We start from the raw sequence: 24,406 nt of genomic DNA, 5'->3' as shown, positions 1-24,406 counted from the left end.
TCTGTGTATACAAACCTATTGAAAGGTGTGACTCACAACACTAGCCTGGAACCAAGGCAATTCAGCGAGTCCAACAATGATGTCGGAGAGACCATGTCCCAGGCTACGTACGCATCCGTTTACGAGAACAGTGTCAGCAACCCGGAGCAATTCTGGCTCGATGCTGCACAGGCCGTCGAGTGGGTCACCCCGCCCACTAAGGCCCTCGACGACTCGAGGGCTCCTATCTACCGTTGGTTCCCCGATGCGGAACTGAACACGAGTGTCAACGCGCTGGACCGCCACGTCGAAGCCGGCCACGGGGACCGCACCGCCCTGATCTACGACTCGGCCGTGCTGGGCATCCAGGAAGAGATCTCCTACAGCGAGCTGCTGGAACGCGTGAAGCTGTTCGCCGGTGCGCTCGCGGACCAGGGCGTCAAGAAGGGCGATCGTGTCCTCCTCTACATGCCGATGATCGCGGAGTCCGTGGTTGGCATGCTGGCGTGTGCTCGCTTGGGTGCTGTCCACTCCGTGGTGTTCGGTGGATTCGCACCCCGTGAGCTGGCCAGCCGCATCGACGATTCCAAGCCCACCGTGATCGTGACCACCTCGGGTGGTGTGGAGCCCAAGCGACGGATCGAGTACATCCCTTCCGTTGAGGAGGCCATCGAGATCAGTGACCACGCGCCGTCGGCGATCCTGGTCCACGAACGTGAGGGTTTCGAGAACTCCGTGGCAAACGCACGTGAGCGTGCCGAAGGCGAGGAGAACGCCCCCGCGTGGTTGTCCTGGACCGAGGCTCTGGAAAACGCCGAACCCGCGGACGCTGTAACCGTGGCGGCCACCGATCCGCTCTACATCCTGTACACCTCCGGCACCACCGGTAAGCCCAAGGGCGTGGTGCGTGACAACGGCGGCCACGCGGTCGCACTGACGTGGTCCATGAAGAACATCTACGACGTGGGCGAGGGGGAGGTCATGTGGACCGCCTCGGACGTCGGCTGGGTCGTGGGCCACTCCTACATCGTCTACGCGCCGCTACTGGTGGGGGCCACCACGGTGCTCTACGAAGGCAAGCCCGTGGGCACCCCTGACGCCGGTGCGTTCTGGAAGCGCGTCAACGATCACGGCGTGAAGGCGCTGTTCACCGCTCCCACGGCCCTGCGTGCGATTCGTAAGGCGGACCCCGAGGGTGATTTCGTCAAGGACTACGACATCTCCTCGCTGCAGGCTCTGTTCGTGGCCGGCGAGCGCCTCGATCCGGAGACCTATCACTGGGCGGCCAAGGTACTCGACGTTCCCGTGATTGACCACTGGTGGCAGACCGAAACCGGTTGGGCCATTTGTTCCAACCCGTTCGGTATCGAGAAGCTGCCGATCGTTGCTGGCTCGCCCACGGTTCCGGTACCCGGCTACAACGTGGAGATCCTGGATCCCCTGGGTGATCCCGTGGCGCAGGGCGAAGAAGGCAACATCGCGGTCAAGCTGCCCTTGCCTCCCGGCACGTTGGCTAACCTGTGGGGCGACGACGATCGCTACATCTCCTCCTACCTCGAGGCGTTCCAGGGCTACTACGCAACCGGTGACTCCGGTTTCATTGACGAGAACGGCTACGTCTACGTGATGGGCCGTACCGACGACGTGATCAACGTGTCCGGCCACCGCTTGTCCACGGGCCAGATGGAACAAATCGTTGCCACACACCCGGATGTCGCCGAGTGCGCGGTGATCGGTGTCAACGACCCGCTCAAGGGCCAGCGGCCCTCCGGTTACGTGGTGCTCAAGACCGGCTCCGAGATCAGCGAGGACGAGCTGGCCAAGGATCTGGTCAAGCTGGTGCGTTCCGGCATCGGTCCCGTGGCCGACTTCAAGGACGTGGCCGTGGTGGAGGCGCTGCCCAAGACCCGCTCCGGCAAGATCTTGCGCAAGACCATGCGCCAGATGGCCGACGGCGAGAAGTACTCGGTGCCCTCGACCATTGAGGACGATTCGGTCTTGGAGGCGCTGCACTCGATCCTGGCACCCAAGTCCTGAGTAACCGTGATGTGAGCAGAAGCAGCCGGGGCTACGTCCCCGGCTGCTTCTGGTTAACTCTGTTGCATGACCAACACCGTGGAATGGGCCGTCAGACCGGAAATGCAACGGGATTGTGCCGCGGTCCGGACCGTGCTCGAACAAGCATTTCCGACCACAGAAGAAGCCGACCTGGTGGACGCGCTCCGCAACGACTCCGCATGGCTCGAGGGGTTGTCCTACGTCGCGGAAGATCAGGACGGCGCGGTGGTTGCTCACGCGTTACTGACCCGGTGTCACATCGGTGACGTTCCCGCGCTGTGCCTGGCCCCGTGTTCGGTGCTGCCCGATCAGCAACGCGGGGGAGCGGGCACGGCCGTGACGACGGCCGTGCTGCACGCAGCTGCAGATCGAGGGGAAAAGTTCGTCGTGGTCCTGGGCCACCCGGAGTACTACCCGAGGTTCGGCTTCGAGAGGGCTTCTGCATCGGGTGTGCACCTGAGCATCGATGTCCCCGAGGAGGCACTCATGGTGCTGTCCTTGGGCGGCACCAATCCGGTTCCCGGCGGACTGGTTCAATACGCGGAGCCCTTCGGGATCTGAGAGCTCACCCGTTCCAGCCGTACTCCAACTCGGGGCGTCCGGGAGTGCCGTGCCGGGAGCGCCGTTGAACGGTTCCCTTCTCGGTCAGGTGTTCCAGGTAACGCCGGGCCGTGACTCGGGACAGCCCCAAGTCCTTGGCCAGCTCGGCGGCCGAGCGGAATTGTCCGGCCTCCTGCAACGCGGTGACCAAGGAACCCAGGGTCTCGGGGGAGAGCCCCTTGGGAACCTTGGGTGGCGATTGGTCCTGCATGGTCGCGAAGGCCCGGTCGAGTTCGTCCTGGTCGAACGTAGTGGTAGCCGGTGTGGCTGCCGAGAGCAATCGGTGGTACTCCGCATAGGAGGCCAATTTGCGCTCAAAGACGGCAAACGTGAACGGCTTGATCAGGTAACCGACCACTCCCAGCGCCGTGGCCCCGCGTACGGTCCCCGCATCACGGTGGGCACTGACGATCATGAAGTCGACATCCACCCGGCGAGCGCGGAGCGTGCGTGCCACGTCCAGCCCGGACATGTCCGGAAGGTTGATGTCCTGCAGCACTAAGTGCACCGGTTCCGGCCCCGTGGATTTCTGGATGATGGCTCGGGCCGCAGCCTGCCCGGTCAGGGCGACGCCCACCACCCGGAAGCCCGGACAGCGCTTGACGTACTCCGCGTGAGCGGCCGCGGTGAGTTCTTCATCGTCCACGACGAACACATTGATCATGAGTCGTCCTCTTCCGCATCGCGGGCCGAGTCGTGCACCGGGATTTCCACGGTGAAGACCGCACCGGCATCGTTGACGAAGCTCAGGCGCGTTCCCCAGGACTCGGCGATCTGATACGCCAGGTGCAGCCCCACGCCGCGCATGGACCCGCCGGTGGGTTTAGTGGAGACTCCTCGGTCGAACAGAGAGTCGGCGACCTCGGGATCAACGCCGGGGCCGGTATCCGCCACGGTCAGCTGCACGTAGCCGGGGCGCTCGGACGGGGCCAGCTCCACCTCGACCGCCGGTTCTTCCCGGTCTTGGTTGGACGCCGCCGCGTAAATCGCGTTATCCACCAGGTTCCCGACCACGCTCACCACCTCTGACGGATCCGCGGTGGATGCCGGTATCTCACCGTGCACGACAACCTGCAGGTCCACGCCGCGCTCATGGGCTTCCGCGGTCTTGCCGAGCAACAGAGCGGAGAGATAGGGATCGGCCACGGATTCAGTGACCGTGGTGCCCAGATCACGGGTCACGGTCAGATTGGACGCGGCGAACTCCAGAGCCTGCGGATACCGCTCGAGCTCCAGCAGGGACACCACCGTGTGCATTCGATTGGCGTGTTCGTGGGTTTGCGCTCGCAGTCCTGCGGCCATGGTGCGCACGGTATCCAGCTCGCCGGACAGCCGAGTCAGTTCGGTGTGATCCTGAACGATCAGCACCCGCAGCTTGGAATCACGCGAGGCCTTCACACACGAGACGATCAAGGTCCGGGTTCCCACGGTGCACCACTCGTCCAAGAACTCCCGTTGGCCATCGACGAGTTCCCGGATCACGGTCGGCAGGATTTCCGTCGGCAGCGGTTCGTTCCTGCGACGCAGGGTGACGGAACGACGGCGCTGGGCCTGGGCGGCGTCGTCGGCGGCGGGTTTCATGTCGAGCAGGTGACGGGCGCGTAAGTTGGCGAGCACGGGGCGGCCGAGCTGATCGAGAAGGACGAGACCCTCCCGAGCTTCGGCCAGAACGGCGCGGTTGAGGGCCTGTGAACGCACGAGTGATTCGGGTGCCTGACCGTTGGTGGCGCGGCTGAGATAGCGGGCCAAGACGTAGCTGACCAGCGAAGACATCACGAGCAACGCCAGGACAATCAACGCCAGCCCCGGAAGTTGCTGCCGGTTCTCCTGAGCGATCTGATTCAGCAGCACGCCGCTGGACACCAGACCCACGATCGAGCCGTCGGTGTCAAAGATGGGGGCGATCGTGCGGACGGAGGGACCCAGCTGACCGGTTTCGGTGACCGTGTACGTCTCGCCCGCGAGTGCGCGGGAGCGATCGCCTGAATACTCGTGACCCACGAATTCGGGGATGGCGTGAGTGAGGCGGGTGCCCTCGGGGGTCATGAGGGTGACGAAATCGATGTCGGATTCGTCCTCGATCCGATGCGCGTAGGCCTGCAGGCGGGCGGTGGGGTCCTCGGACTTCATGCCGTCGCGCACGAACGGATCCTGGGCCATCACGGAGGTCGCCGCGCGGGTCACCGACTCCGCGCGCAAGGTGACCCACGAGCGGGTCTGCTGGATCATCACCAAGGCCACGACCACGGAAATGACGATCACCAAGCCGAGCTGGAGCGCCAGGAATCGCTTGGCGAGTGACACACGCACCTCCGCAGCTTTCCGAACCGGCCCGCCAGGACAGGACTGTGACGGGCGCCATGAACAGTATGAACACAACGCGAGAGAACTCACAGCCCTGCGTGAGGCTAGTCACTATTCCAGCACTCGTGTTCTAAGGAGCCATCATGGCCGATAATTCAGCGGCACCGCGGTCAGCGCAGACCGTGTCCGGTGGGGCGCAGCGTAAGCCCAAGAAAGACCGGACCCACTACCTCTACATTTTCGTGATCGCCGGTGTGGTCATCGGAGCCCTGCTCGGTCTGATCGTCCCCGATTTCGCGGTCACGCTGAAGCCCCTGGGTACCGCGTTCATCGCCTTGATCAAGATGATGATCGCTCCGGTGATCTTCTGCACCATCGTGCTGGGCGTCGGTTCGATCGCTCACGCCGCAACCGTGGGCAAGGTGGGTGGCATGGCCCTGGCCTACTTCCTGATCATGTCCACGTTCGCACTGTTCATCGGCCTGGTGGTCGGCAACATCGTGCAGCCCGGTAGCGGTCTGGACCTGGCCAACGCGAGCTACGATTCCGCCGGGCTGGCTTCGACCGCCGATCACGGTGAAGAGGGAACCATCGGGTTCCTGCTGGGTATCATCCCCACCACCTTGTTGTCCTCACTGACCGCGGGAAACATCCTGCAGACCCTGTTCGTGGCGCTGCTCATCGGTTTCGCGCTGCAGGCCATGGGGGAGTCCGGCAAGCCCGTGCTCAAGGCCGTGACCTACATCCAGGCCGTGGTCTTCCGCCTGCTCATGATGGTCATGTGGGTTGCCCCGATCGGCGCCCTGGGCGCGATCGCCGGTGTGGTCGGCGCGACCGGCATGCAGGCGATCATCTCGATGATCGGCTTGATGGCCGCGTTCTACGTCACCTGCATCCTGTTCATCGTGGTGGTGCTGGGCTTGATCCTCAAGCTCGTCTCCGGCGTGAACATCTTCAAGCTCATGAAGTACCTGGGCCGCGAGTACCTGCTGATCTTCTCCACCTCGTCCTCCGAGGCCGCTCTGCCCCGACTCATCGCCAAGATGGAGCACCTGGGTGTCTCCAAGCCCGTGGTGGGCGTCGTGGTTCCCACCGGTTACTCCTTCAACCTGGACGGCACTGCGATCTACCTGACCATGGGCGCGCTGTTCGTGGCTGATGCCATGGGCACCCCGCTGGCCCTGGGGGAGCAGATCACCCTGCTGCTGTTCATGATCATCGCCTCCAAGGGCGCGGCCGGTGTCTCCGGCGCCGGTATCGCCACCCTGGCCGCCGGTCTGCAGTCCCACCGCCCCGACCTGGTGGACGGTGTGGGTCTGATCGTCGGCATCGACCGCTTCATGTCCGAGGCCCGCGCACTCACCAACTTCTCCGGTAACGCCGTGGCCACCGTGGTGCTCGGCACCCTGGTCAAGCAGGTCGACAAGGAACGCGTGAACCGTGTGCTCGCCGGGCAGGAGCCCTTCGACGAGCAATCCCTGGTGGCCGACCCGCACGCCTCACCCAACTCCGCCGAGCAAGCGCTCGAGGGCAATCCCGAGGTCAAGCCCCTGAGCCCCCAGAACGGCTGATTGACTGATCGCCGACGTCGCTCCAAGACTCGTCATGTCCCCTCCGGTCGCCGACCGGAGGGGACATTTCGTGTTAGAAATACTTTGGTCCACTAAGGCTCCTGTGGATCGCACCGTTCAATTGCTCTCCCCGCCTCATCCCGCGGGTCGTTGAAGGCTGCCCCCCACCCCCTGAGTAAGGTGCCCATGTCCAGCTCACCCCGCATTATTGCGATCGTTCCCTGTCATAACGAGGAAGCGGCCATCGCCAAGGTGGTCACTGATCTGCACGAGACCATTCCCGGTATCGACGTGTTCGTGTACGACAACTGCTCCACGGATCGAACCGCCCAGGCCGCGGCGGAGGCCGGAGCGCACGTGCGCTACGAGACGGAGAAGGGCAAGGGCAACGTGGTGCGGCGCGCGTTCGCCGACCTCGACGCGGATATCTACCTACTGATCGACGGCGACGACACCTATGACGTGGCCGATGCCCCGGCCATGATCGATACCCTCCTGGCCGGCCCGTTCGATCACGTGCTGGGGGTGCGCCGACAGGTGTCGGAAACCGCTTACCGTTCCGGACATGAATCAGGGAACAAGTTCTTCAACACCATGGTCAGCTTCGCGTTTCGACGCGAAGTCACGGACATGCTCAGCGGTTACCGGGTGTTCTCGCAACGCTTCGTCAAATCCTTCCCGGCGCTGTCTCGCGAATTCGAGATTGAAACGGAACTGACGATCCACGCAGTGAATGCGCGCGTACCGCAGACGGAAGTGGAAGTGGGCTTCCGTGACCGCGCCGAGGGCACGGAGAGCAAATTGCGGACCTATCACGACGGATTCAGGATCCTCCGCATCTTCTCCCAACTGTTGTTCCACGAGCGCCCGTTCCTGGTCACAAGCATTTTTTCGATCCTTCTTGCGACCCTGGGGCTCGTCTTCGGCCTGCCGGTCGTCGCGGAATACTTCCAAACGGGCATGGTGCCGCGGTTCCCTACCGCGTTCTTGGCCTCCGCTCTGTTCATCCTGGCCGGGGTTTTTCTGCTGATGGGCGTGCTGCTCAACGGTCAGGTCATGATGCGCCGCGAAGGATCACGATTGTTCTACCTCCGGTTACCGGCCCCGCCCTACGGGGTGAAGTCCCCGCGCCGCCAACCTTCCGCAGAACGGTTTAATATCGACGTCAACCGAGGCGCCTGATGGACATCTCCCGTTACATGAACCGCGATGCAATCAAGCGCCACCTCAACCGAGAAACGGTCGAGCGCATCAGGACCGACTGGCGGTGGCGCCCGTTCCTCAAGGGCGCCGGAGTCCTCGTCGCTTTGCAGTTCGTGCTGTTCGGACTCCTGATCGTGGGGCAAGCCGTACCCGACAAACCGATCGTGGACAACCTGGTGTCCTCGATCGAGAACAACACCTACGGTCCCAGCGGGATCCCGGACCGCATGGGCACGCAGTCGGACACGTTCACAGAATGCGTGGTCGTGGGCACCGGACTGGGTGCGTCACCGGAAGAATCCGCGCTGAGCAGGGCCGCTCGCATGCCGCGGATCGACAACTGCGCCGGTGGCAAGCAGGACATTCAGGAACTGGCCCAGGGCAAGGTCTTCGAGGACAACAACTATTACAAGTACTGGGCCGGGTACACGATCCTCACCCGACCCTTACTGGCCACGGTGGGGCTCGAAGGCCTGCGCATCGTCTCCGGCGCCCTGATGATCACCGCACTTTTCGCGGCCATTCTGCTGGTGCGGTCGAAGACCTCCACCGCCGTGGCCGTGGCGCTGTTCCTGCCCTTCGTGGTGGGGACCAACATGCTCTCCACACCGTCCACATCGTTCAGCCAATCCATTGCCATCACGTTCATTTTCCTATCGGTAATCCTCACCGTGGTGGGATTCACGAGGTCCACTTACCTGGGCCTGTTGGGCGCGGGTGTCGGCGCGGCGCTGTTCTGCTACGTGGATCTACTGACCACCCCGTCCATCCCGTGGGCGATGTCCGCGTTCGTCTTGGCGGCTGCAGTCTGGTTCCAGGACAGGAACATGAAACGCACCGCGACGTGGGGAGTGCTCGCCGCCGTAGTGTGGCCCGCCGCGTTCGGTCTCACCTGGGTGTTCCGCTGGATCTTCGGTGCGGTGTTCATGGGCATCGGCGAGACGATCGCCATGGTGCAACAAAACGTCGGTTTCCGGACGGGAGGCAGCCACAGCGGTGTCTCTGACGTGTTCGGAGCCGGGGTGGCCAGTAACGTCGTCTACTGGTGGGAGAAGATACCCACCGCCCCGTTCGTCTTCTTCGGTTGTCTCATCGCGGCCGCAATTGCCCTGGCGCTGGCAGGGCGCCGCGGGGGAGTCCAACGGTTGAAGGTCGCGGGAGTGCTCGCACTGCCCATGCTGATCCCGGCGTTCTGGTACATCGTGGTGAGCAACCACTCCCAGATCCACGAATTCTTCGTCAATCGCGGGGTGCCCGTAGCGCTTGCAGTCCTCACGGCAGCGTGCTGGGCTGCGGCGGTCAACGGCCGGTCGAACAGGGTAGAAGAAGCCCTGGTCGAACAACCGCAGGTCGTATCGGGTTCCACCTCGGTTGGTTCACTCCCGCGTGACGGCGGTAGTGTAGTGCGTTGAGACCTGACCAGTGACTTGAGGAAAGCAGGCCGTAGCACGTGAGCAAAGCCAGTGACGAGAGGTTCCCTGAGCTCGATGACCGGTCATCGGGCGCCGTAGGCCCCACCGGCCGTCCGTTGCGCACCTTCCCGGATCCGCCCGAACTCAAGGACCATGGTCCCGCCCGCATCATCGCCATGGTGAACCAGAAGGGTGGCGTGGGTAAGACCACCTCCACCATCAACCTGGGTGCCGCGCTCGCGGAAACCGGCCGCAAGGTGCTCCTGGTGGACTTCGACCCGCAGGGCGCGCTGTCCGCGGGCTTCGGTTCCAACCCGCACGAGCTGGATCTGACCATTTACAACGTGATGATGGACCGCTCGGTGGACGTGTGGGACGTGGTGCAGGAAACCCACGTGCCCAACGTGGACCTGCTGCCGGCCAACATCGACCTTTCCGCGGCCGAGGTGCAGCTAGTCACCGAGGTCGCCCGCGAGCAAGTGCTGTCCTCGGCGCTGCGCAAGGTCGAGGAATACTACGACGTGATCCTCATCGACTGCCAGCCGTCCCTGGGTTTGCTGACCGTCAACGCGTTGACCGCCTCGCACGGTGTGATCATCCCGCTGATCTGCGAGTTCTTCGCCCTGCGCGCCGTGGCGCTGCTGGTGGACTCCATCGAGAAGGTCCAAGACCGCTTGAACCCCAAGCTGCAGATCGACGGCGTGCTGGCCACCATGTTCGACTCGCGCACCTTGCACTCGCGCGAGGTCATTGCACGCATCGTGGATGCCTTTGGCGACAAGGTTTTCGACACCGTCATCAAGCGCACCGTGAAGTTCCCGGACGCCACCGTGGCCGCCGAGCCGATCCTCAACTTCGCCACGAACCACCCGGGTGCCGAGTCCTACCGTCAGCTCGCGCGCGAGCTGATCAGCCGCGGCGGAGCGCCGTGAGCACCACCGCCGACGCCGCTCGCGGCCTGATCTCGCGTGAGGTCACCTCACGAGCATGAGCGTTGTCGCCGAGCTTCCCACGAACTCGGACACCGGATTCAAGGTGGCCCTGGAAAACTTCCAGGGCCCCTTTGACGTGCTGCTCTCTCTGATCGCCAAGCACGAAATGGACATCACCCACGTGGCGCTGTCCGTGGTCACGGACGAGTTCATCCGTTACGTGAAAGCTCTCCAGGAGGAGGGCTCGGTTAAAGCTCTGGATGAAGCCAGCGAGTTCCTGGTGGTCGCGGCGACTCTGCTCGATCTCAAGGCCGCACGCTTGTTGCCGCGCGGCGAGGTGGAGGACGAATACGACGTCGAACTTCTGGAAGCCCGCGACCTGCTGTTCGCGCGTCTGCTGCAGTACAAGGCGTTCAAGGAAGTGGCCGGGCAGCTGAATAGGCGCTTCGGTGCGGAGTCCGTGCGGATCCCGCGCCAGGTGGACCTTGACCCAGCGGTGACCACCGCGCTGCCGCCGTTGAAGTGGACGCTGACGCCTGAGCAATTCGCACAGCTCGCAGTCGTCGCGCTGGACCCCGAACGGCACGTGCCGGACGAGGTCAACGTGGAGCACCTGCACGGTGCCGCCGTGCGTGTGGCGGACGAGGCCGAGACCATGGCCGAAATCCTCAAGGACGGCCAGGACCACAGCTTTGCCGCCCTGATCGCGGACGCGGATTCCACCCTGGTGATTGTGGTGCGCTTCTTGGCGATCCTCGAAATGTTCCGCGACCGTGTGGTCCGGATCCGCCAGGATGAAGTCCTCGGCCCACTGCTCGTGCGCTGGGACGGGCCGGACGACTGGACCTCGGAGGGGCTCAACAGCGAGTACGCGGGTGCCGAGACGCCGAACGAGGACCCCGCCCCGAGCGAGAACGGCGCGGGGGAGTAGCCCCCTGGCAACGGCGGCGTCAAAAACCTGAAACAATGAGACACGTCATGGATCGGTGTGAACCGTACCGAAGGAGATGATGTCAGCGTGGTAGACGAACCACACGAACAACCCCCGACCGATATCCACGCGGCTCTCGAGGCCGTCCTCATGGTGGCCGCCGCCCCCGTCCGAGAAGAAGAACTCGCCCGGACCCTCAACGTGCCCGTGCACGAGGCGCGCAGCGGCCTGGAATACCTGAAAGCCGAGTACGACGGCGTGATCGGTCCCACTCCCGTAGCCCCTCCGGAATCGCCTGACCTCCGATACGATGGAGGGTCGGCCTCCAGAGTGCGCGGATTCGAACTGCGCCAAGTGGCCGGCGGCTGGCGCATCTACTCGCGCAGTGAGTACGCCCAGCTCGTGACCGACTACGTGGTGGAAGGCAGCAGCTCGCGCTTGTCGCAAGCGGCCCTGGAAACCCTTGCCGTGGTGGCCTACCTGCAACCCGTGTCCCGCTCCCGGATCTCAGCGATCCGCGGTGTCAACGTGGACGGCGTGGTGCGAACCCTGGTGCAGCGCGGCTTGCTCACAGCACACGAACGCGAGGAATCCACGGGTTCCGTGCTCTACTCCACCACCCCCTTGTTCTTGGAAAAGCTGGGTCTCGGTTCACTGGATGAACTGCCAGACATTGCCCCGCTCCTGCCCGGAACCGACCAACTTGAAGACTTAGAGGACTGATTTCAGCATGGCTCAATCACGCAACAACTCATCCCGCGGCGGAGCACCCCGCGGCGGCGGCAAGCCCGGCGGCGGCGCTCGCGGTCCGCAGGGTCGCGGCAAGGGCTCCAAAGCGGGCACCAAGGGCGGCTTCAAGTCCGGTCCGAAAACCGGACCCAAGTCCGGGCCCGGTAAGCCCAAGGCTTCGGCGGGTCAGAAGGGTCCGCAGAAGCCTCGCGCCTTTGGCGGCGTGGACAAGTACGAGCGCCGCGCCTCGGCGATCAAGGAGCACGGCCCGCACCGGCGGCGTCGTCCCAAGAACCCGCCCGTCGATCGTCTGGAAGCCCACGACGAGAACGGCGTGCGCCTGCAGAAGCTCATGGCCCAGGCAGGTGTGGCCTCGCGGCGCGTGTGCGAGGAAATGATCCTGGACGGCCGCGTGGAAGTGGACGGCCAAATCGTCAACGAACTGGGCGTGCGCGTGGACCCCGCGCTGCAGAGCGTTCACGTGGACGGCATGCGCATCCAGACCGACGAGAAGCTCGTCTACTACTCGTTCAACAAGCCTGCCGGCGTGGTCTCCACCATGGAGGACCCGGACGGCCGCCGTTGCGTAAGTGACTTCTTGGACGTCCGCAAGCACGAGCGCGTGTTCCACGTGGGTCGCTTGGACGTTGAGACCGAGGGCCTGCTGCTACTCACCAACGACGGCGAACTCACCAACCGCCTGACCCACCCCTCCTACGAGGTGCCCAAGACCTACCTGGTCCAGGTGCACGGCCCCGTGGAGAAGGGCGTGGGCAAGCAGATGCGCGAAGGCATCAAGCTCGAGGACGGCATTGCCAAGGTCGATTCGTTCAAGCTCATCGACTCCAAGCCCGGTCACGTGCTGATCGAGGTCGTGCTGCACACCGGTCGCAACCGCATTGTCCGCCGCATGTTCGACGCCGTGGGCCACCCGGTCGAGCGGCTCGCCCGTACCCAGGTGGGCCCGATCGCCATTGGTGATCAGCGCCAGGGTGTGGTGCGCAAGCTGTCCCACACCGAGGTGGGCACCCTGCTCGCATCGGTGGGGATGTAACGGTGGTTCCAGCAATCGCGTCCACGTCCGGACCGGTTCTGGTGATCGGTGCGGGGCTTCTGGGTGCCAGCATCGGTCTGGGGCTCCAGCACCTGGGCGTGCGCGTGTACGTGCGCGATGCCTCGCCCACCACGGAGGCCGTGGCTCAGGACATCGGCGCGGGCCAGTCCGTCCGTGCCGTTCACGAGGCGGGTCAGACGCTGTCGGATCCTGCACTCGTGGTCGTGGCCGCTCCGCCGGACGTGGTCGCCGAGCTCGTGGTCGAGGCGCTGTCGGATTTCCCGGACGCCGTGGTCATCGACATCGCCTCGGTAAAGTCCTCGATCCTCGACGACGTCGCTGCGGCCGGGGCGGACCTGTCTCGCTACGTAGGCACGCATCCCATGGCCGGACGTGAGAAGTCCGGTCCCGTGGCGGCCCGCGGTGAGCTGTTCACATCCATGCCGTGGGTGATTTGCCCGACCGAGACGACCAGCGCGCGAGCCGTCACCACCGCCAAAAACTTGGCGGTGGACCTGGGCGCGACCGTGACCGTGATGGATGCGGCCGAGCACGATGAGACCGTGGCGCTGATTTCGCACTTGCCGCAGGTGATGTCCTCGCTGCTGGCCTCCCGCCTGCAGGACACCCCGTTGCACCACTTGTCCTTGTCCGGACAGGGGCTGCGGGACACCACGCGCATTGCGGGTTCCGATCCGTCGCTGTGGGTGCAGATCCTCTCCGCCAACGCACGTCCCATCGTGGAATCCCTCCACGAGGTACGCACGGATCTCGATCGGCTGATCTCCACCCTGGAGAACCCGATGGCCGGTGGTGCTCGCTTGGATATCGCCCAGCTCATGGCCGAGGGCAACTCAGGCCAAGCTCGGATTCCCGGTAAGCACGGTGGCGCTCCCAAGGCGTTCGCCACGCTCACCGTGGCCGTGGACGACACCCCGGGCACCATTGCTCGGTTGCTCACCGAGATCGGTGAGGACGGGATCAACCTGGAAGACATGCGACTCGAGCACTCGCCGGGTCAACCGGTGGGACTGGTGGTGGTCTCCGTGGATCCGAACCGTCGCGAGGAACTTGTGAACGCTTTGAACGAACGCAACTGGAAGGTGGTGCAGTAATGGACGCACGCGATGAGAACGCCCGATTGGTGGTCGCCATCGACGGACCTTCCGGTTCCGGGAAGTCCTCCGTGTCCAAGGAAGTGGCGCGCCGCTTCAACCTGGCCTACCTGGACACCGGTGCCATGTACCGCGCCGTGACCTGGTGGTGCTTGCACACACAGGTCGACTTGAGTGACGCGGACGCCATTGTGCAGGCCACCCGCTCCGTTCCCCTGGACATGGGCACCGATCCCAACGGTGAGCGCATCACCGTGGACGGTCAGGACGTCCGGTCCGAGATCCGCGGGGATGACGTGACCAACAACGTGTCCGCGATCGCCACCACCGTTCCGGCTCGTGAAGTACTAGTGGCTATGCAGCGCGAGATCATCGCCGACAGCGGTCACCGCATGGTGGCCGAGGGCCGCGATATCACCACCGTGGTCGCCCCGGATGCCACTGTGCGCATTCTGTTGACCGCCTCGGAGGAAGCGCGGTTGGCGCGGCGAGGCAAGCAACTAGGCGCGGCGGCGTCGTCAAATTTGAAAGACCAAGTGGTGGGGCGTGACGCCAAGGACTCCACCGTGGTGAACTTCACCGAAGCGCAGGATGGCGTGCACCTGCTGGATTCGTCCGAACTGAGCATGGAACAGACCGTGCAGGGCGTGATCGATCTGGTGATCCGCACCACCGAAACCATGACCGAACGGGCCGCCGGCCCCGATCAATCCCCGGGCGCTCCCGCCCAGAGTAAGTGAGGTAGCCATGACCGGTTCCGAAGAGAACAAGGTTGACCCGTACGAGCAGACCGTCCTCGGCGGTGGCCAGGAAGATATTTCCGAGCGCCTCGCCGCAATCGACGACGAGGAAGCCGAGCGCCGCGCCGAAGCGTTGCGTGCGGGCCTGTCCGACTACGAGTTGGATGAGGAAGACGCCGCGCTGCTGGACGAGTGGGACGGCTGGGACGACGATCGCGAAACTCGTCTGCCCGACCCCGTGGTGGCCGTGGTCGGCCGCCCCAACGTGGGTAAGTCCACGCTGGTCAACCGCGTGATCGGCCGCCGCGAGGCCGTGGTGGAGGACACCCCGGGCGTGACCCGTGACCGCGTGTCCTACAAGGCCGAGTGGGCCGGCAAGAACTTCACCCTGGTGGACACCGGCGGCTGGGAGCACGACGCCAAGGGCATCCACGCCCGCGTGGCTGAGCAGGCCGAGGTGGCCGTGCAGAATGCTGACGCCGTTCTGCTGGTCCTGGACGTCACCGTGGGCGTGACCGCGACCGACGAGGCCGTGGTCTCCATGCTGCGCCGCGTCAAGAAGCCGATTATCCTGGTGGCCAACAAGGCCGATTCGCCGCAGTTGCAGATCGAGGCTTCCGACCTGTGGTCGCTGGGCATGGGGGAGCCGTTCCCGGTATCGTCCCTGCACGGCATGGGCACCGGCGACGCACTGGATGCCCTGGTCAAGGCTCTACCCGAGCACTCCGAGGTGGCCGAGCCCGAGGTCGAGGGCGGACCCCGCCGCGTGGCCCTGCTGGGTCGCCCGAACGTGGGCAAGTCCTCGCTGCTGAACAAGATGGCCGGTTCCGAACGAGTGGTCGTGGACGAGCTGGCCGGCACTACACGTGACCCGGTGGACGAGATCGTGATGCTGGGCGATGAGCCCTGGCGTTTCATCGACACCGCCGGTATCCGCCGCCGCGTGCACCTGCAGCAGGGTGCGGACTTCTACGCGTCCCTGCGGACCCAGTCCGCTCTGGAACGTGCCGAGGTGGCCGTGGTGCTGCTGGCCGTGGACGAGGTGCTCTCCGAGCAGGACGTGCGCATTCTGCAGATGACCGTGGACTCGGGCCGCGCCGTGGTGCTCGCCTTCAACAAGTGGGACCTGCTGGACGATGAGCGCCGCTTCTACCTGGAGCGTGAGATCGAACGCGACCTGGCGCACGTCTCCTGGGCTCCGCGCGTGAACATCTCCGCGAAGACCGGTTGGCACAAGGACAAGCTGGTTCCCGCCCTGCACACCGCGCTGGATTCCTGGGATAAGCGCATTCCCACCGGACGCCTCAACGCATTCCTGGGCGAGCTCGTGGCCGCCCACCCGCACCCCGTGCGCGGCGGCAAGCAGCCCCGCATCCTGTTCGGCACGCAGGTGTCCTCGCGGCCGCCCAAGTTCGTGCTGTTCACCACCGGCTTCCTGGATCCCGGCTACCGCCGTTTCATCCAGCGCCGCCTGCGTGAGACCTTCGGCTTCGAGGGCACGCCCATCGAGGTCACCATGCGCGTGCGTGAGAAGCGGCAGCGGAAGAAGTAATGCCTGTGCCGGCGGGCCTTTACGGTCAGCCTGCCTATTGGTCGTCGTGACCGACGACGACGCCGGGTCGTCCCGTTTCGTACGGGGCGGCCCGGTGTTTTTCGTTGCTAGGTGGGTTTGAGTTGGAGCTGTTTGCGGGGGAGCGGGGTGCGCTCAGGTCGACGTTCGGTCCAGGACTACCAGCTTCCAGCGCTCTGGTTCTCAGCTGGATGCAACGTGGTTTACGTTTCGACCATTGCCGTTCCGAGCAGTACCGCCTGATCCACCATCCGACCATGTCTGTCTTCGTTGTGTAGCTCCATCGACGCTGCAACCATTGAACCGTTGAGCGCTTCATTCTGATCGACGGTACGACCACAGCCGTTCCGAAGACTGCAGCCTGATCGACGTAAAAACCACGTTCCGAGTTCCCTCGCAATCTGATCGACCTTGCGACCCAGAATCCTCGAGATCCGGGCTGCAACGTCGATCAGATTCCTTGCTGCAGGAGATCCTGGTCCTACCGTTGATGAGATTGCCACGTTCGTGTTCCGGCCGTGAGCGACGGTATTCGAGCTGCAGCTCGTGAGCCACGCGGGGTTGGTTCTTGGCGCCGGGCCCGTCGATGTGAATTTCGATCGACGTTGGGGTAATGTATCTCTGGTGTTCGGGACTGGTTCCCAGTACCGAACATGGTCGCGGGCTGTGGCGCAGCTTGGTAGCGCACTTGACTGGGGGTCAAGGGGTCGCAGGTTCAAATCCTGTCAGCCCGACCAGATGGCCCTGGTGAGAATAAACTTCTCACCAGGGCTTTTGTCATGTACTGAGACTGTGGATGCGGTCTCATCCCGGAAACGGTACCTGCTGTCCCCGTTTGTCGACGCGGGCCCCAGGTTCATGGTGTGGTTATCTTCTTGAGCCGCAGTTATCGGCGTTTCATTGTGGAGTGGTAGCCACCTCCTTCTGGGTAGACACATGCACCGGTGAATACATGGTCGTTATCGGAGAAGGTGCCGTGGAAATAGGCGGGGCTATCTTTGGCTACCGCCCAAATGGTGAGTGAGTCGCCGTCGAGGTCGTAGACGTAGTCAAGGGTATTGCCCATCGAGTCGTAGAACTGTGAGACCACGTCAGGCTCGACCGGTTCCCCAATGCTGATTACCGATTCACGCCGTGCAACCCGGGGAACATCGACCGGAGTACTTGTCCCGCTCGCCGAGCAGGATCGCAGTAGGTGGAACCGGGCGATAATTGCTGAGGGGATGGAACTTGCTCAGAAGGCCTGGTCCCCGGCAGACATTGGTACATACCAAATACAAGCGGCGATCGCCGCCCTCCATGGCTCGTCGCCGTCATTCGAGCAGACGGACTGGGAACAAATTGCAGCACTTTATTTCGCTCTCGAATATATCCAACCGTCCTCGGGTCCCGTCCTACTCTCCCGGGTTGTCGCTGTCGCACATGCCTTCGGAGCAGACCAAGCTCTCGAGCTCCTCGAGCGACTCGACCAGGAGCATCAGCTGCTCCAGAATCCGCTAACGCGGCAACGCGGACACGCGATCCGTGCGCACCTCCAAGAGCGGGTCGGCAGGATTGTAGACGCCCGCGTGGATTATCTTGCAGCTGCAGAATTGACGAAGAATGACTTCGAAATCAAATATCTCGTTGATAGAGCCGACCCGAACGCTGCATGAGATTACACAAGCGGATACGGGACTCAGTGGCATGCTTGATGCAGATACTGGTTGCCCTCGGGTTCGGCTAGTACGAACATCTCGTGTCCACCGTGGTGCAGAGTCGGCGCGCTCCGACCCAAACTGACATGGCCAAGACCAATGTTCTGCAGCAGCGTACCGATCACGGAGGTTTTGGGCGCGTTACTCTGCAATTCGGCCGTCTCGTTGACTGCCATGGCGCGGGGATCAGTTCACAGCGTGGTGACGGTGATGGCGACTTTGCCGAAGACTTTTCCGGACTCTAGGTAGCGCATGGCGGCCGGCACCTGTTCCAGCGTGAAGGTGCGGTCAATGTGGGGAGTGACCGCCCCGTCCTCGAGGAACTGGGTAAGGCGCTGCAGGTCGCTGGCTCGCTCCTTGCTGGCGAGCATGGTCAGCCGCTGAGTGACGAAGCGTGAGACTAGAGGTGCCCGCAGCGAGCGGCCGAAGCCACCAGTGACTTGGCCGCCTTCCTCGCCGCCCACCACAACGAGGGTCCCCGCGGGTGTCAGAGCGCGACGCAGTCGTTTTAGAGGTAGGTTGCCCCCGATGTCCAGGACCAGGTCGTACGTGGTGGTTCCGTCGGTGAACTCGTCCCGGGTGTAGTCGGCGACGTGGTCGGCCCCGAGTGCCCTGAGCCTGTCGAGCTTGCCGGTGCTACATACACCCGTGACCTCGGCACCGAACGCCTTGGCCAACTGCACCGCAAAGCTGCCGACTCCGCCGGAGGCGCCGATGATCAGGACCCGCTGTCCGGACTGCACATTCCCGGCGTCAGTGAGGGCTTGTAAAGCGGTGCCGGCGGAGATCGGGACGACCGCCGCCTGCTCGTACGTCAAGTTCTTCGGCTTGGGCGCAAGCTTGTCCTCACGCGCCGCGGCGTAGTCCGCGAACGAGCCCCGGCTCATCCCGTACACCTCGTCACCCAGCGCAAACCGGGTCACAGCTGAGCCTACGGCGGCCACGGTGCCTGCGACGTCGATGCCTGGAACGGCGTTCTTTGGTTGACTGAACCCGAATCCAATCACCCGCAGCAGATACGGGCGACCGGCCATCATGTGCCAGGTGCCTCGGTCTAGGCCGGCAGCGTGGGCCCGGATCAAAACCTCGTTCTCCGCGATGGTGGGCACGAGCGTTTTCCTGTGTCGAAAGATATCAGCGGTGCCGTAGCCCTCTTGAACGATGGCGTGCATGGTGCCGCGATTGAGGTGGGTGTGCCCGGTTTGAGCCGTCATGGTGTGCCGTTCCGAAGATGGCGTTGCGCTGCGAGAGTTGTCGCGTCGCTTTCGTACTATGTATGTTGACGTTACCATACATAGTACGAAAGCGGAATGGCACCAAGGGACATAGGGGTGTAAAGCGATGACTGAGGTGAAGCGGACGGGTCAGCACGTCCGGTCGCGATTGAGCCGGGCGCGGGTGCTGCAGACCGCGGTTGCCGTGGCCGACCAGGGGGGCATCGGAGCATTGACCATCCGCACACTCGCTCAAGAGCTTGGGGTCAAACCCATGTCGGTCTACTACTACGTCTTGAACAAGGAAGCGATTCTCGACGGGATTGTCGATAACGTGTTCAGCGAAATAGTGTTGCCCAGGGTTGGCGCTGACTGGCGCGCGGAGATGCGCCGCCGTGCACACTCGGTACGCACCGTGCTCGGGCGGCATAGCTGGGCCATTGGCCTGCTGGAGTCCCGTCCTAGACCAGGCCCCGCGACACTTCGCCACCACGACGCCGTTCTCGGCACCCTGCGCTCGGCCGGGTTTTCCCGCGAGATGACCGCCCACGCCTACGCCTTGATCGACAGCTTCAGCTACGGGTTCGCGCTGCAAGAGGCGAGCTTGCCGTTCGAGGCCCAGCACATCGTCGCCGATGGCTCCGAACCGGACGCCACGTTGTTTACCGACGACCAGTACCCGCACATGGCCGCAATGGTTTCCGAGCACTACGTGCAGCCTGGCTACCGTTTCAGTGATGAGTTCGACTTCGGGCTGAACCTCATACTGGATGCCCTCGATGCAACGCTGTCCGTGGACTGACCTGGTGGTATGGGTGTTTCAGCTCGACCATGCTCCACCGAAAGGTCATGAATCCGTCAGCTGCGGATAGACACCTGCGCACGGCGCGCGAGATAAACCCCCGTGCGGCTGTTCTCCCGGGACGCCAGTTCGGCTGGGGTCCCGGAGGCCACCACGGAGCCACCTGCTGAACCGGCACCCGGACCCATATCGACAATCCAGTCGACGACACTGAGTGTACGCAGATCGTGGTCAGCGATGACCACGGTGTTGCCTGCATCGGCGAGCAGCTGGAGTTGAGCGATCAGGAGATCGGCATCGGCAGGATGGAGTCCGGTCGTTGGCTCATCGAGGATGTAGAGGCTGTGACCGCGCCATGAGCGGTGCAGTTCGGAGACGAGCTTGATTCGCTGGGCCTCACCGCCGGACAAAGTCGGTGCGCTCTGACCCAAACTGACATAGCCCAGGCCGATGTTCTGCAGCAAAGTGAGGATGGCAGACGCCTTGGGCACGTCGCTCAAGAAGTCGGCTGCCTCGTCTACGGTCATGGCGAGCACATCCGCAATCGAATGGTCGCGGTAGGTGACTTCGAGGGTCTCGGGGTTGTACCGCTTGCCGTGGCAATCCGGACATGGCGCAGTTTCCGTGGGCATGAACAGCAACTCGATGCTGACCTCGCCATCGCCCAGGCACGTCGGGCACCGCCCCTCCGGCTGATTGAAGGAGAAGCGACCCACGCCGAAGCCACGCTCCTTAGCATCGGGCTGCGCGGCGTAAAGCTTGCGAACGCCGTCGAAAAGCCCGGTGTAGGTTGCGAGGGTCGAGCGGGACGTCCGCCCGATCGGACGTTGGTCGACCTCGATTACGCGGTCGACGGCGTCCAATCCAGTCGTGGACGCGGTCTCCAGTTGCTCGCTGCCCAGGTCCCACACGGGAGCGCCGTTGACGAGCTCTTCGGCGATCTCGACAGAATCAGGATTGCGCTCTTCATCCGCTTTGACGTCGGTGGCATTGAGCTGGGCGCGAGCGGCGTCGGCGAGTGCCGTGAGAACGGTGGTCTTACCCGAACCGGAGACCCCGCTGATCGCGGTGAACGCGTGCAGTGGCAAGCGGATGTCAACGCCGGAGAGGTTGTGCCCCGTGACGCCGTGCAGTTCGATCCAGTCGTTGAGCGCGCGTGGAGCGACCGGCCCCGGGGGCTGCGGAGCGGAGGGACCGAGATAGCGTGCGGTGGCCGATTCCTCGACATCGGCAAGTCCAACTGACGGGCCGTTGTAGAGCACGCGTCCGCCGTAGCGGCCCGCGCCCGGACCGAGGTCCACGATCCAGTCCGCGGTGCGAATAATCTGCGCGTTGTGTTCGACCACGAAAACCGTGTTGCCGTCGTCCTTGAGCCGCTTCAGCGCACCGAGGAGCAGTTCGAGATCGGAGGGATGGAGTCCGGCAGAGGGCTCGTCGAGCACGTAGAGGACCCCGAAGAGTCCGCTGCGCAGCTGGGTGGCCAGGTGCAGTCGCTTGAGCTCACCACTTGAGAGCGTCGACGTCGGTCGCGCGGTTTCGAGGTAACCAAGCCCGATGTCGATCATGGTCGCAATGTGGTCCTGGAGGACGTCGATGAGCGCAAGAGCAGCTTGTCTGCGCTCGACGGAGAGCTCGTCGGTAGCCGGGTGCGTGCGAGCGGCGTCGAGGAACGAGGCGAGGTCGGCGAGGGGGAGGCGAGCGGCGTCGGCGATGTCCATGTCGGCGATCGTGACCGCCAGAGCTTCCGGATTGAGGCGCTTGCCGTGGCAGGTGGGGCAGAGCTGGTCGGTCATGAACGACGCGGCCTTCGCGCGCATTCGGGCCGACGGGGAATCTGCGAAGGTGTGCTCGACCCACCGTTTGGGGCTCATGTACGTGCCGTTGTACCGATCACCAATGCGGACGGTGGGTTGCTCGTCGGTGGTGAGCACCCACTCGCGCGTATCGGCGGGAAGTGACTCGAAGGGGACGTCGATGTCGATGCCGAGGACGCGGAGGATCCGGCGGTTGTTCTTGCCGCCGAAGGCGCCCGGCCAGGCGACGATGGCGCCGTCGTCGATGCTCAGCGAGGGGTCTCCGACGAGTTTGTCGATGTCCACTAGGAGGAGACGCCCCATGCCGGAGCAGGTGCGGCAGGCGCCGACGGCGGTGTTGGGGGAGAAGCTGTCCGAATCCAGGGGAGCGGCGTCGCGCGGGAAGGTGCCCGCGAGATCGGCGGGACGGTAGCCCTCGGGATAGGTACCCGAACGCGAGAAAAGCATGCGAAGGACGTTCGAAATCCGGGACACGGTGCCGACCGACGAGCGGGTGCTCCCGGCATGCTGCTGGCGCAGCGCCACAGCCGGTGGGAGCCCGCTGATGAGCCGGACGTGCGGAGCGGAACCTTGGTCGATGAGCCTGCGCGCGTAGGGCGAGACCGACTCGAGGTAGCGCTGGCGGGAGTGCGAGTAGATGGTGCCGAACGCGAGCGAGGATTTTCCCGATCCGGAGATTCCGGTGAACGCGACCACGGTGTCGCGGGGGATGTCGACATCGAGCGAATCCAGGTTATGTTCGCGGGCACCGCGTACGGCGATATGTCCGGGAACTACATCGCTCGATTCCAACTGTCCTCCTAGGGTTTCGTGTCTTCGGCCAACTCTCCGGGCAGAAGTGACACTAAGGTGTCCCTACTAAACTACGGGCTATGGGCTAAATAACCGAAGCAACCACATCCCCCCAGCAGAACACGGCGAAAGCCGACATCAAAGTACAACCCGCTGCGCTCTCAGACCTGGACCGAGCCGCGAAGGTTCTTGCGGATGCTTTTTCCAAGGATGCTTACGCGACCGGGCTATTGCCTTCCGGCGACGTGACGAGCCAGCTGTACAAGATTTTTAAGGTCCAGCTCAAGCACACCTTTAAGTACGGAGGGCACGTGTGGCTGGCGATCGACTCGTCAAACGGTGAATTGCTGGGCGTCTCCGAGTGGGGAGCACCGGGAACGAACCCGGGGTTCTTTTCGCAGGCTCCGGAATTGCCCGCCTACCTCAGTATCTTCCGCTCACGCATGCTGGACGCTGCCATCACCGATAAAAACGCTGACAAGCACCGCCCGCTCGTGCCCCACTGGTACCTGAAGGCCATTGGCACCACGGAACGTGCCCGAGGCCGCGGCGCTGGATCCGCGCTGATCCGGCACCGGCTGGCGGACGCGGATGCCACCGGGACACCCGCCTATCTCGAGTCCTCTTCCGAGACCAACATGTCGTACTACGAGAAGTTCGGGTTCGTGGAGCGCAGCCGGATTCCTAGCCGCGGCACCGTGGAGACCATCGGCATGTGGCGGCCTGCCCAGCGCTGAAAATCCGCGGCATACCGGCGCACAAGGTGTGTTCATTTACCCGTGCGTAACGAGCTGCCGATAACATTGTTCTTATACCGAAGGGAGCAGTGATGAAGGCAGTTGTCGTCGAATCGTTCAAGAAATTCCCCGTTCTCAAAGAGATGGAGAAGCCCACTCCGGGCCCTGGGGAGGTGCTCCTGAAGATCGCTGGCGCGGGTGCCTGCCACTCCGATGTCGCGATCTTCAACGACTTCGAATCCGATCCCAACGGTGGTCTCATGGAGCCGCCGTTCATCCTCGGTCACGAGAACTCCGGCTGGGTTGAAGAAGTCGGTCCCGGCGTCACCGGATTCAACAAAGGCGACGCGTACCTCTGCTACGGCCCCATCGGCTGTGGCCACTGCCCGCCGTGCACGCGCGGCCAGGACACCTATTGCGAGAACCCGCAGGAGGTCGGCTTCATGGCCAACGGCATCGGCCGCGACGGCGGCATGGCCGAATACATGGTCGCCCCCGCACGCAACTTGGTTCCGCTCGGTGACGACGTCGATCCCGTCGCCGCCGCGCCCCTCGCCGACGCCGGCCTCACCCCGTACCACGCCATCAAGCGCGTCCTCCCATACCTCGACAAGGGCGGCAGCACCGCGCTGGTCATCGGCCTGGGCGGTTTGGGCCTGGTGGGCGTGCAGATCCTCAAGGCACTCACCGGCGCCACGGTCATCGCCACGGACATGAAGCCCGAAGCCATGGCCGAGGCCGAGAAGTTCGGTGCCATCACCGTTCCCGGTGGCGAAGGCCAGGCCGCCAAGATCCGCGAACTCACGGGTGGTCGCGGCGTCGATGCCGTATTCGACTTCGTCGGTGCCGGCCCCACCATCGCACTCGGTGCCGCGACCGTTGCACAGCGAGGTTCACTGACCGTTGTGGGCATCGCAGGCGGCGAGTTCGCGTGGAACTTCTTCGCCGTGCCGTACGAGGTCAATTTCTCCTCCACCTACTGGGGCACCATCGAGGAGCTCCACGAGGTGGTCGCCATGTACCGCGCCGGCCAGATCGTCCCGGCCGTTGAGAAGTACACGCTCGACGAGGCGCTCAAGGCGTACGAAAAGCTGCGTGACGGCACGCTGTCCGCACGCGCCGTCGTCGCCCCGCACGCCTGATAGCACCCCA

Annotated in this window: 20 protein-coding genes and 1 tRNA gene; 17 read left to right on the top strand and 4 right to left on the bottom strand. The window is 63.9% G+C overall.

Annotated elements, in window-relative coordinates; genetic code table 11:
* Positions 1-93 precede the first annotated feature (93 nt).
* Positions 94-2,016: an AMP-binding protein gene (locus EWV37_RS08995; protein ID WP_129701134.1), complete on the top strand. Its 1,923-nt coding sequence runs from the start codon at positions 94-96 to the stop codon at positions 2,014-2,016.
* Between the two features lie 66 nt (positions 2,017-2,082).
* Positions 2,083-2,598 (top strand): GNAT family N-acetyltransferase, encoded by a 516-nt coding sequence (locus tag EWV37_RS08990; protein ID WP_193554312.1) that lies wholly within the window; start codon positions 2,083-2,085, stop codon positions 2,596-2,598.
* 4 nt (positions 2,599-2,602) lie between these two features.
* On the opposite strand, the gene EWV37_RS08985 is transcribed toward EWV37_RS08990, so the two are convergent.
* Both EWV37_RS08985 and EWV37_RS08980 read right to left on the bottom strand, forming a co-directional pair.
* Positions 2,603-3,301 carry a response regulator gene (locus tag EWV37_RS08985; protein ID WP_095798343.1) on the bottom strand — a complete coding sequence of 233 codons (699 nt, stop codon included), beginning with the start codon at positions 3,299-3,301 and terminating at the stop codon, positions 2,603-2,605.
* Entirely contained in the window at positions 3,298-4,941 is a 1,644-nt protein-coding gene (locus tag EWV37_RS08980; protein WP_129701132.1) for a sensor histidine kinase, read from the bottom strand. The genes EWV37_RS08985 and EWV37_RS08980 overlap by 4 nt, the downstream gene beginning before the upstream one ends.
* Positions 4,942-5,084: 143 nt before the next feature.
* Between EWV37_RS08980 and EWV37_RS08975 the strand changes: the two genes are divergently transcribed.
* The 12 genes from EWV37_RS08975 (at position 5,085) to EWV37_RS08920 (ending at position 17,853) form a co-directional block, all read left to right on the top strand.
* Positions 5,085-6,512, top strand: coding sequence for a cation:dicarboxylate symporter family transporter (locus tag EWV37_RS08975; protein ID WP_173674322.1), 1,428 nt, complete (start codon positions 5,085-5,087; stop codon positions 6,510-6,512).
* Between the two features lie 186 nt (positions 6,513-6,698).
* On the top strand, positions 6,699-7,694 hold the full coding sequence (locus tag EWV37_RS08970) for a glycosyltransferase (RefSeq protein ID WP_095798345.1): 996 nt from the start codon (positions 6,699-6,701) through the stop codon (positions 7,692-7,694).
* A complete protein-coding gene (locus tag EWV37_RS08965) occupies positions 7,694-9,127 on the top strand; it encodes a hypothetical protein (RefSeq protein WP_129701130.1) in 1,434 nt (477 codons plus the stop codon). The genes EWV37_RS08970 and EWV37_RS08965 overlap by 1 nt, the downstream gene beginning before the upstream one ends.
* A 38-nt stretch (positions 9,128-9,165) precedes the next feature.
* Entirely contained in the window at positions 9,166-10,059 is an 894-nt protein-coding gene (locus EWV37_RS08960) for a ParA family protein (protein WP_095798347.1), read from the top strand.
* A 55-nt stretch (positions 10,060-10,114) separates the two neighbouring features.
* Complete coding sequence (locus EWV37_RS08955) at positions 10,115-10,990, top strand: segregation and condensation protein A (protein ID WP_129701128.1); 876 nt, start codon at positions 10,115-10,117, stop codon at positions 10,988-10,990.
* Positions 10,991-11,077: 87 nt separating this feature from the next.
* Positions 11,078-11,713, top strand: coding sequence for an SMC-Scp complex subunit ScpB (gene scpB / locus EWV37_RS08950; RefSeq protein WP_129701126.1), 636 nt, complete (start codon positions 11,078-11,080; stop codon positions 11,711-11,713).
* Between the two features lie 7 nt (positions 11,714-11,720).
* Positions 11,721-12,773 carry a pseudouridine synthase gene (locus tag EWV37_RS08945; RefSeq protein WP_129701124.1) on the top strand — a complete coding sequence of 351 codons (1,053 nt, stop codon included), beginning with the start codon at positions 11,721-11,723 and terminating at the stop codon, positions 12,771-12,773.
* A gap of 2 nt (positions 12,774-12,775) precedes the next feature.
* Positions 12,776-13,888: a prephenate dehydrogenase gene (locus tag EWV37_RS08940; RefSeq protein ID WP_165189340.1), complete on the top strand. Its 1,113-nt coding sequence runs from the start codon at positions 12,776-12,778 to the stop codon at positions 13,886-13,888.
* Complete coding sequence (gene cmk, locus EWV37_RS08935) at positions 13,888-14,628, top strand: (d)CMP kinase (RefSeq protein ID WP_129701120.1); 741 nt, start codon at positions 13,888-13,890, stop codon at positions 14,626-14,628. Before EWV37_RS08940 ends, cmk begins: the two co-directional genes overlap by 1 nt.
* 7 nt (positions 14,629-14,635) lie before the next feature.
* Entirely contained in the window at positions 14,636-16,180 is a 1,545-nt protein-coding gene (gene der / locus EWV37_RS08930) for a ribosome biogenesis GTPase Der (RefSeq protein WP_129701118.1), read from the top strand.
* A gap of 678 nt (positions 16,181-16,858) precedes the next feature.
* A tRNA-Pro gene (locus EWV37_RS08925) sits at positions 16,859-16,935 on the top strand.
* Between the two features lie 375 nt (positions 16,936-17,310).
* Positions 17,311-17,853 carry a DUF6596 domain-containing protein gene (locus tag EWV37_RS08920; RefSeq protein ID WP_129701116.1) on the top strand — a complete coding sequence of 181 codons (543 nt, stop codon included), beginning with the start codon at positions 17,311-17,313 and terminating at the stop codon, positions 17,851-17,853.
* A gap of 233 nt (positions 17,854-18,086) precedes the next feature.
* Here EWV37_RS08920 and EWV37_RS08915 read toward each other — a convergent pair whose 3' ends face one another.
* Positions 18,087-19,109 carry an NAD(P)-dependent alcohol dehydrogenase gene (locus tag EWV37_RS08915; protein ID WP_238663182.1) on the bottom strand — a complete coding sequence of 341 codons (1,023 nt, stop codon included), beginning with the start codon at positions 19,107-19,109 and terminating at the stop codon, positions 18,087-18,089.
* Between the two features lie 127 nt (positions 19,110-19,236).
* Between EWV37_RS08915 and EWV37_RS08910 the strand changes: the two genes are divergently transcribed.
* Positions 19,237-19,911: a TetR/AcrR family transcriptional regulator gene (locus EWV37_RS08910; protein ID WP_129701114.1), complete on the top strand. Its 675-nt coding sequence runs from the start codon at positions 19,237-19,239 to the stop codon at positions 19,909-19,911.
* Between the two features lie 56 nt (positions 19,912-19,967).
* Here EWV37_RS08910 and EWV37_RS08905 read toward each other — a convergent pair whose 3' ends face one another.
* A complete protein-coding gene (locus tag EWV37_RS08905) occupies positions 19,968-22,028 on the bottom strand; it encodes an excinuclease ABC subunit UvrA (protein ID WP_129701185.1) in 2,061 nt (686 codons plus the stop codon).
* 734 nt (positions 22,029-22,762) lie between these two features.
* On the opposite strand from EWV37_RS08905, the gene EWV37_RS08900 reads away from it, so the two are divergent.
* The gene (locus EWV37_RS08900; RefSeq protein WP_129701112.1) at positions 22,763-23,254 is read left to right on the top strand and encodes a GNAT family N-acetyltransferase; all 492 of its coding nucleotides are present in this window, start codon (positions 22,763-22,765) and stop codon (positions 23,252-23,254) included.
* Between the two features lie 92 nt (positions 23,255-23,346).
* A complete protein-coding gene (locus tag EWV37_RS08895) occupies positions 23,347-24,396 on the top strand; it encodes an NAD(P)-dependent alcohol dehydrogenase (protein WP_129701110.1) in 1,050 nt (349 codons plus the stop codon).
* Positions 24,397-24,406: the final 10 nt, after the last annotated feature.

Source organism: Kocuria carniphila (genome assembly GCF_004136555.1).
In the GTDB taxonomy this organism is placed as follows: domain Bacteria; phylum Actinomycetota; class Actinomycetes; order Actinomycetales; family Micrococcaceae; genus Kocuria; species Kocuria carniphila.
The sequence above is the reverse complement of the archived record's forward strand: the minus strand, read 5'-3'. Positions and strand labels throughout refer to the sequence as shown.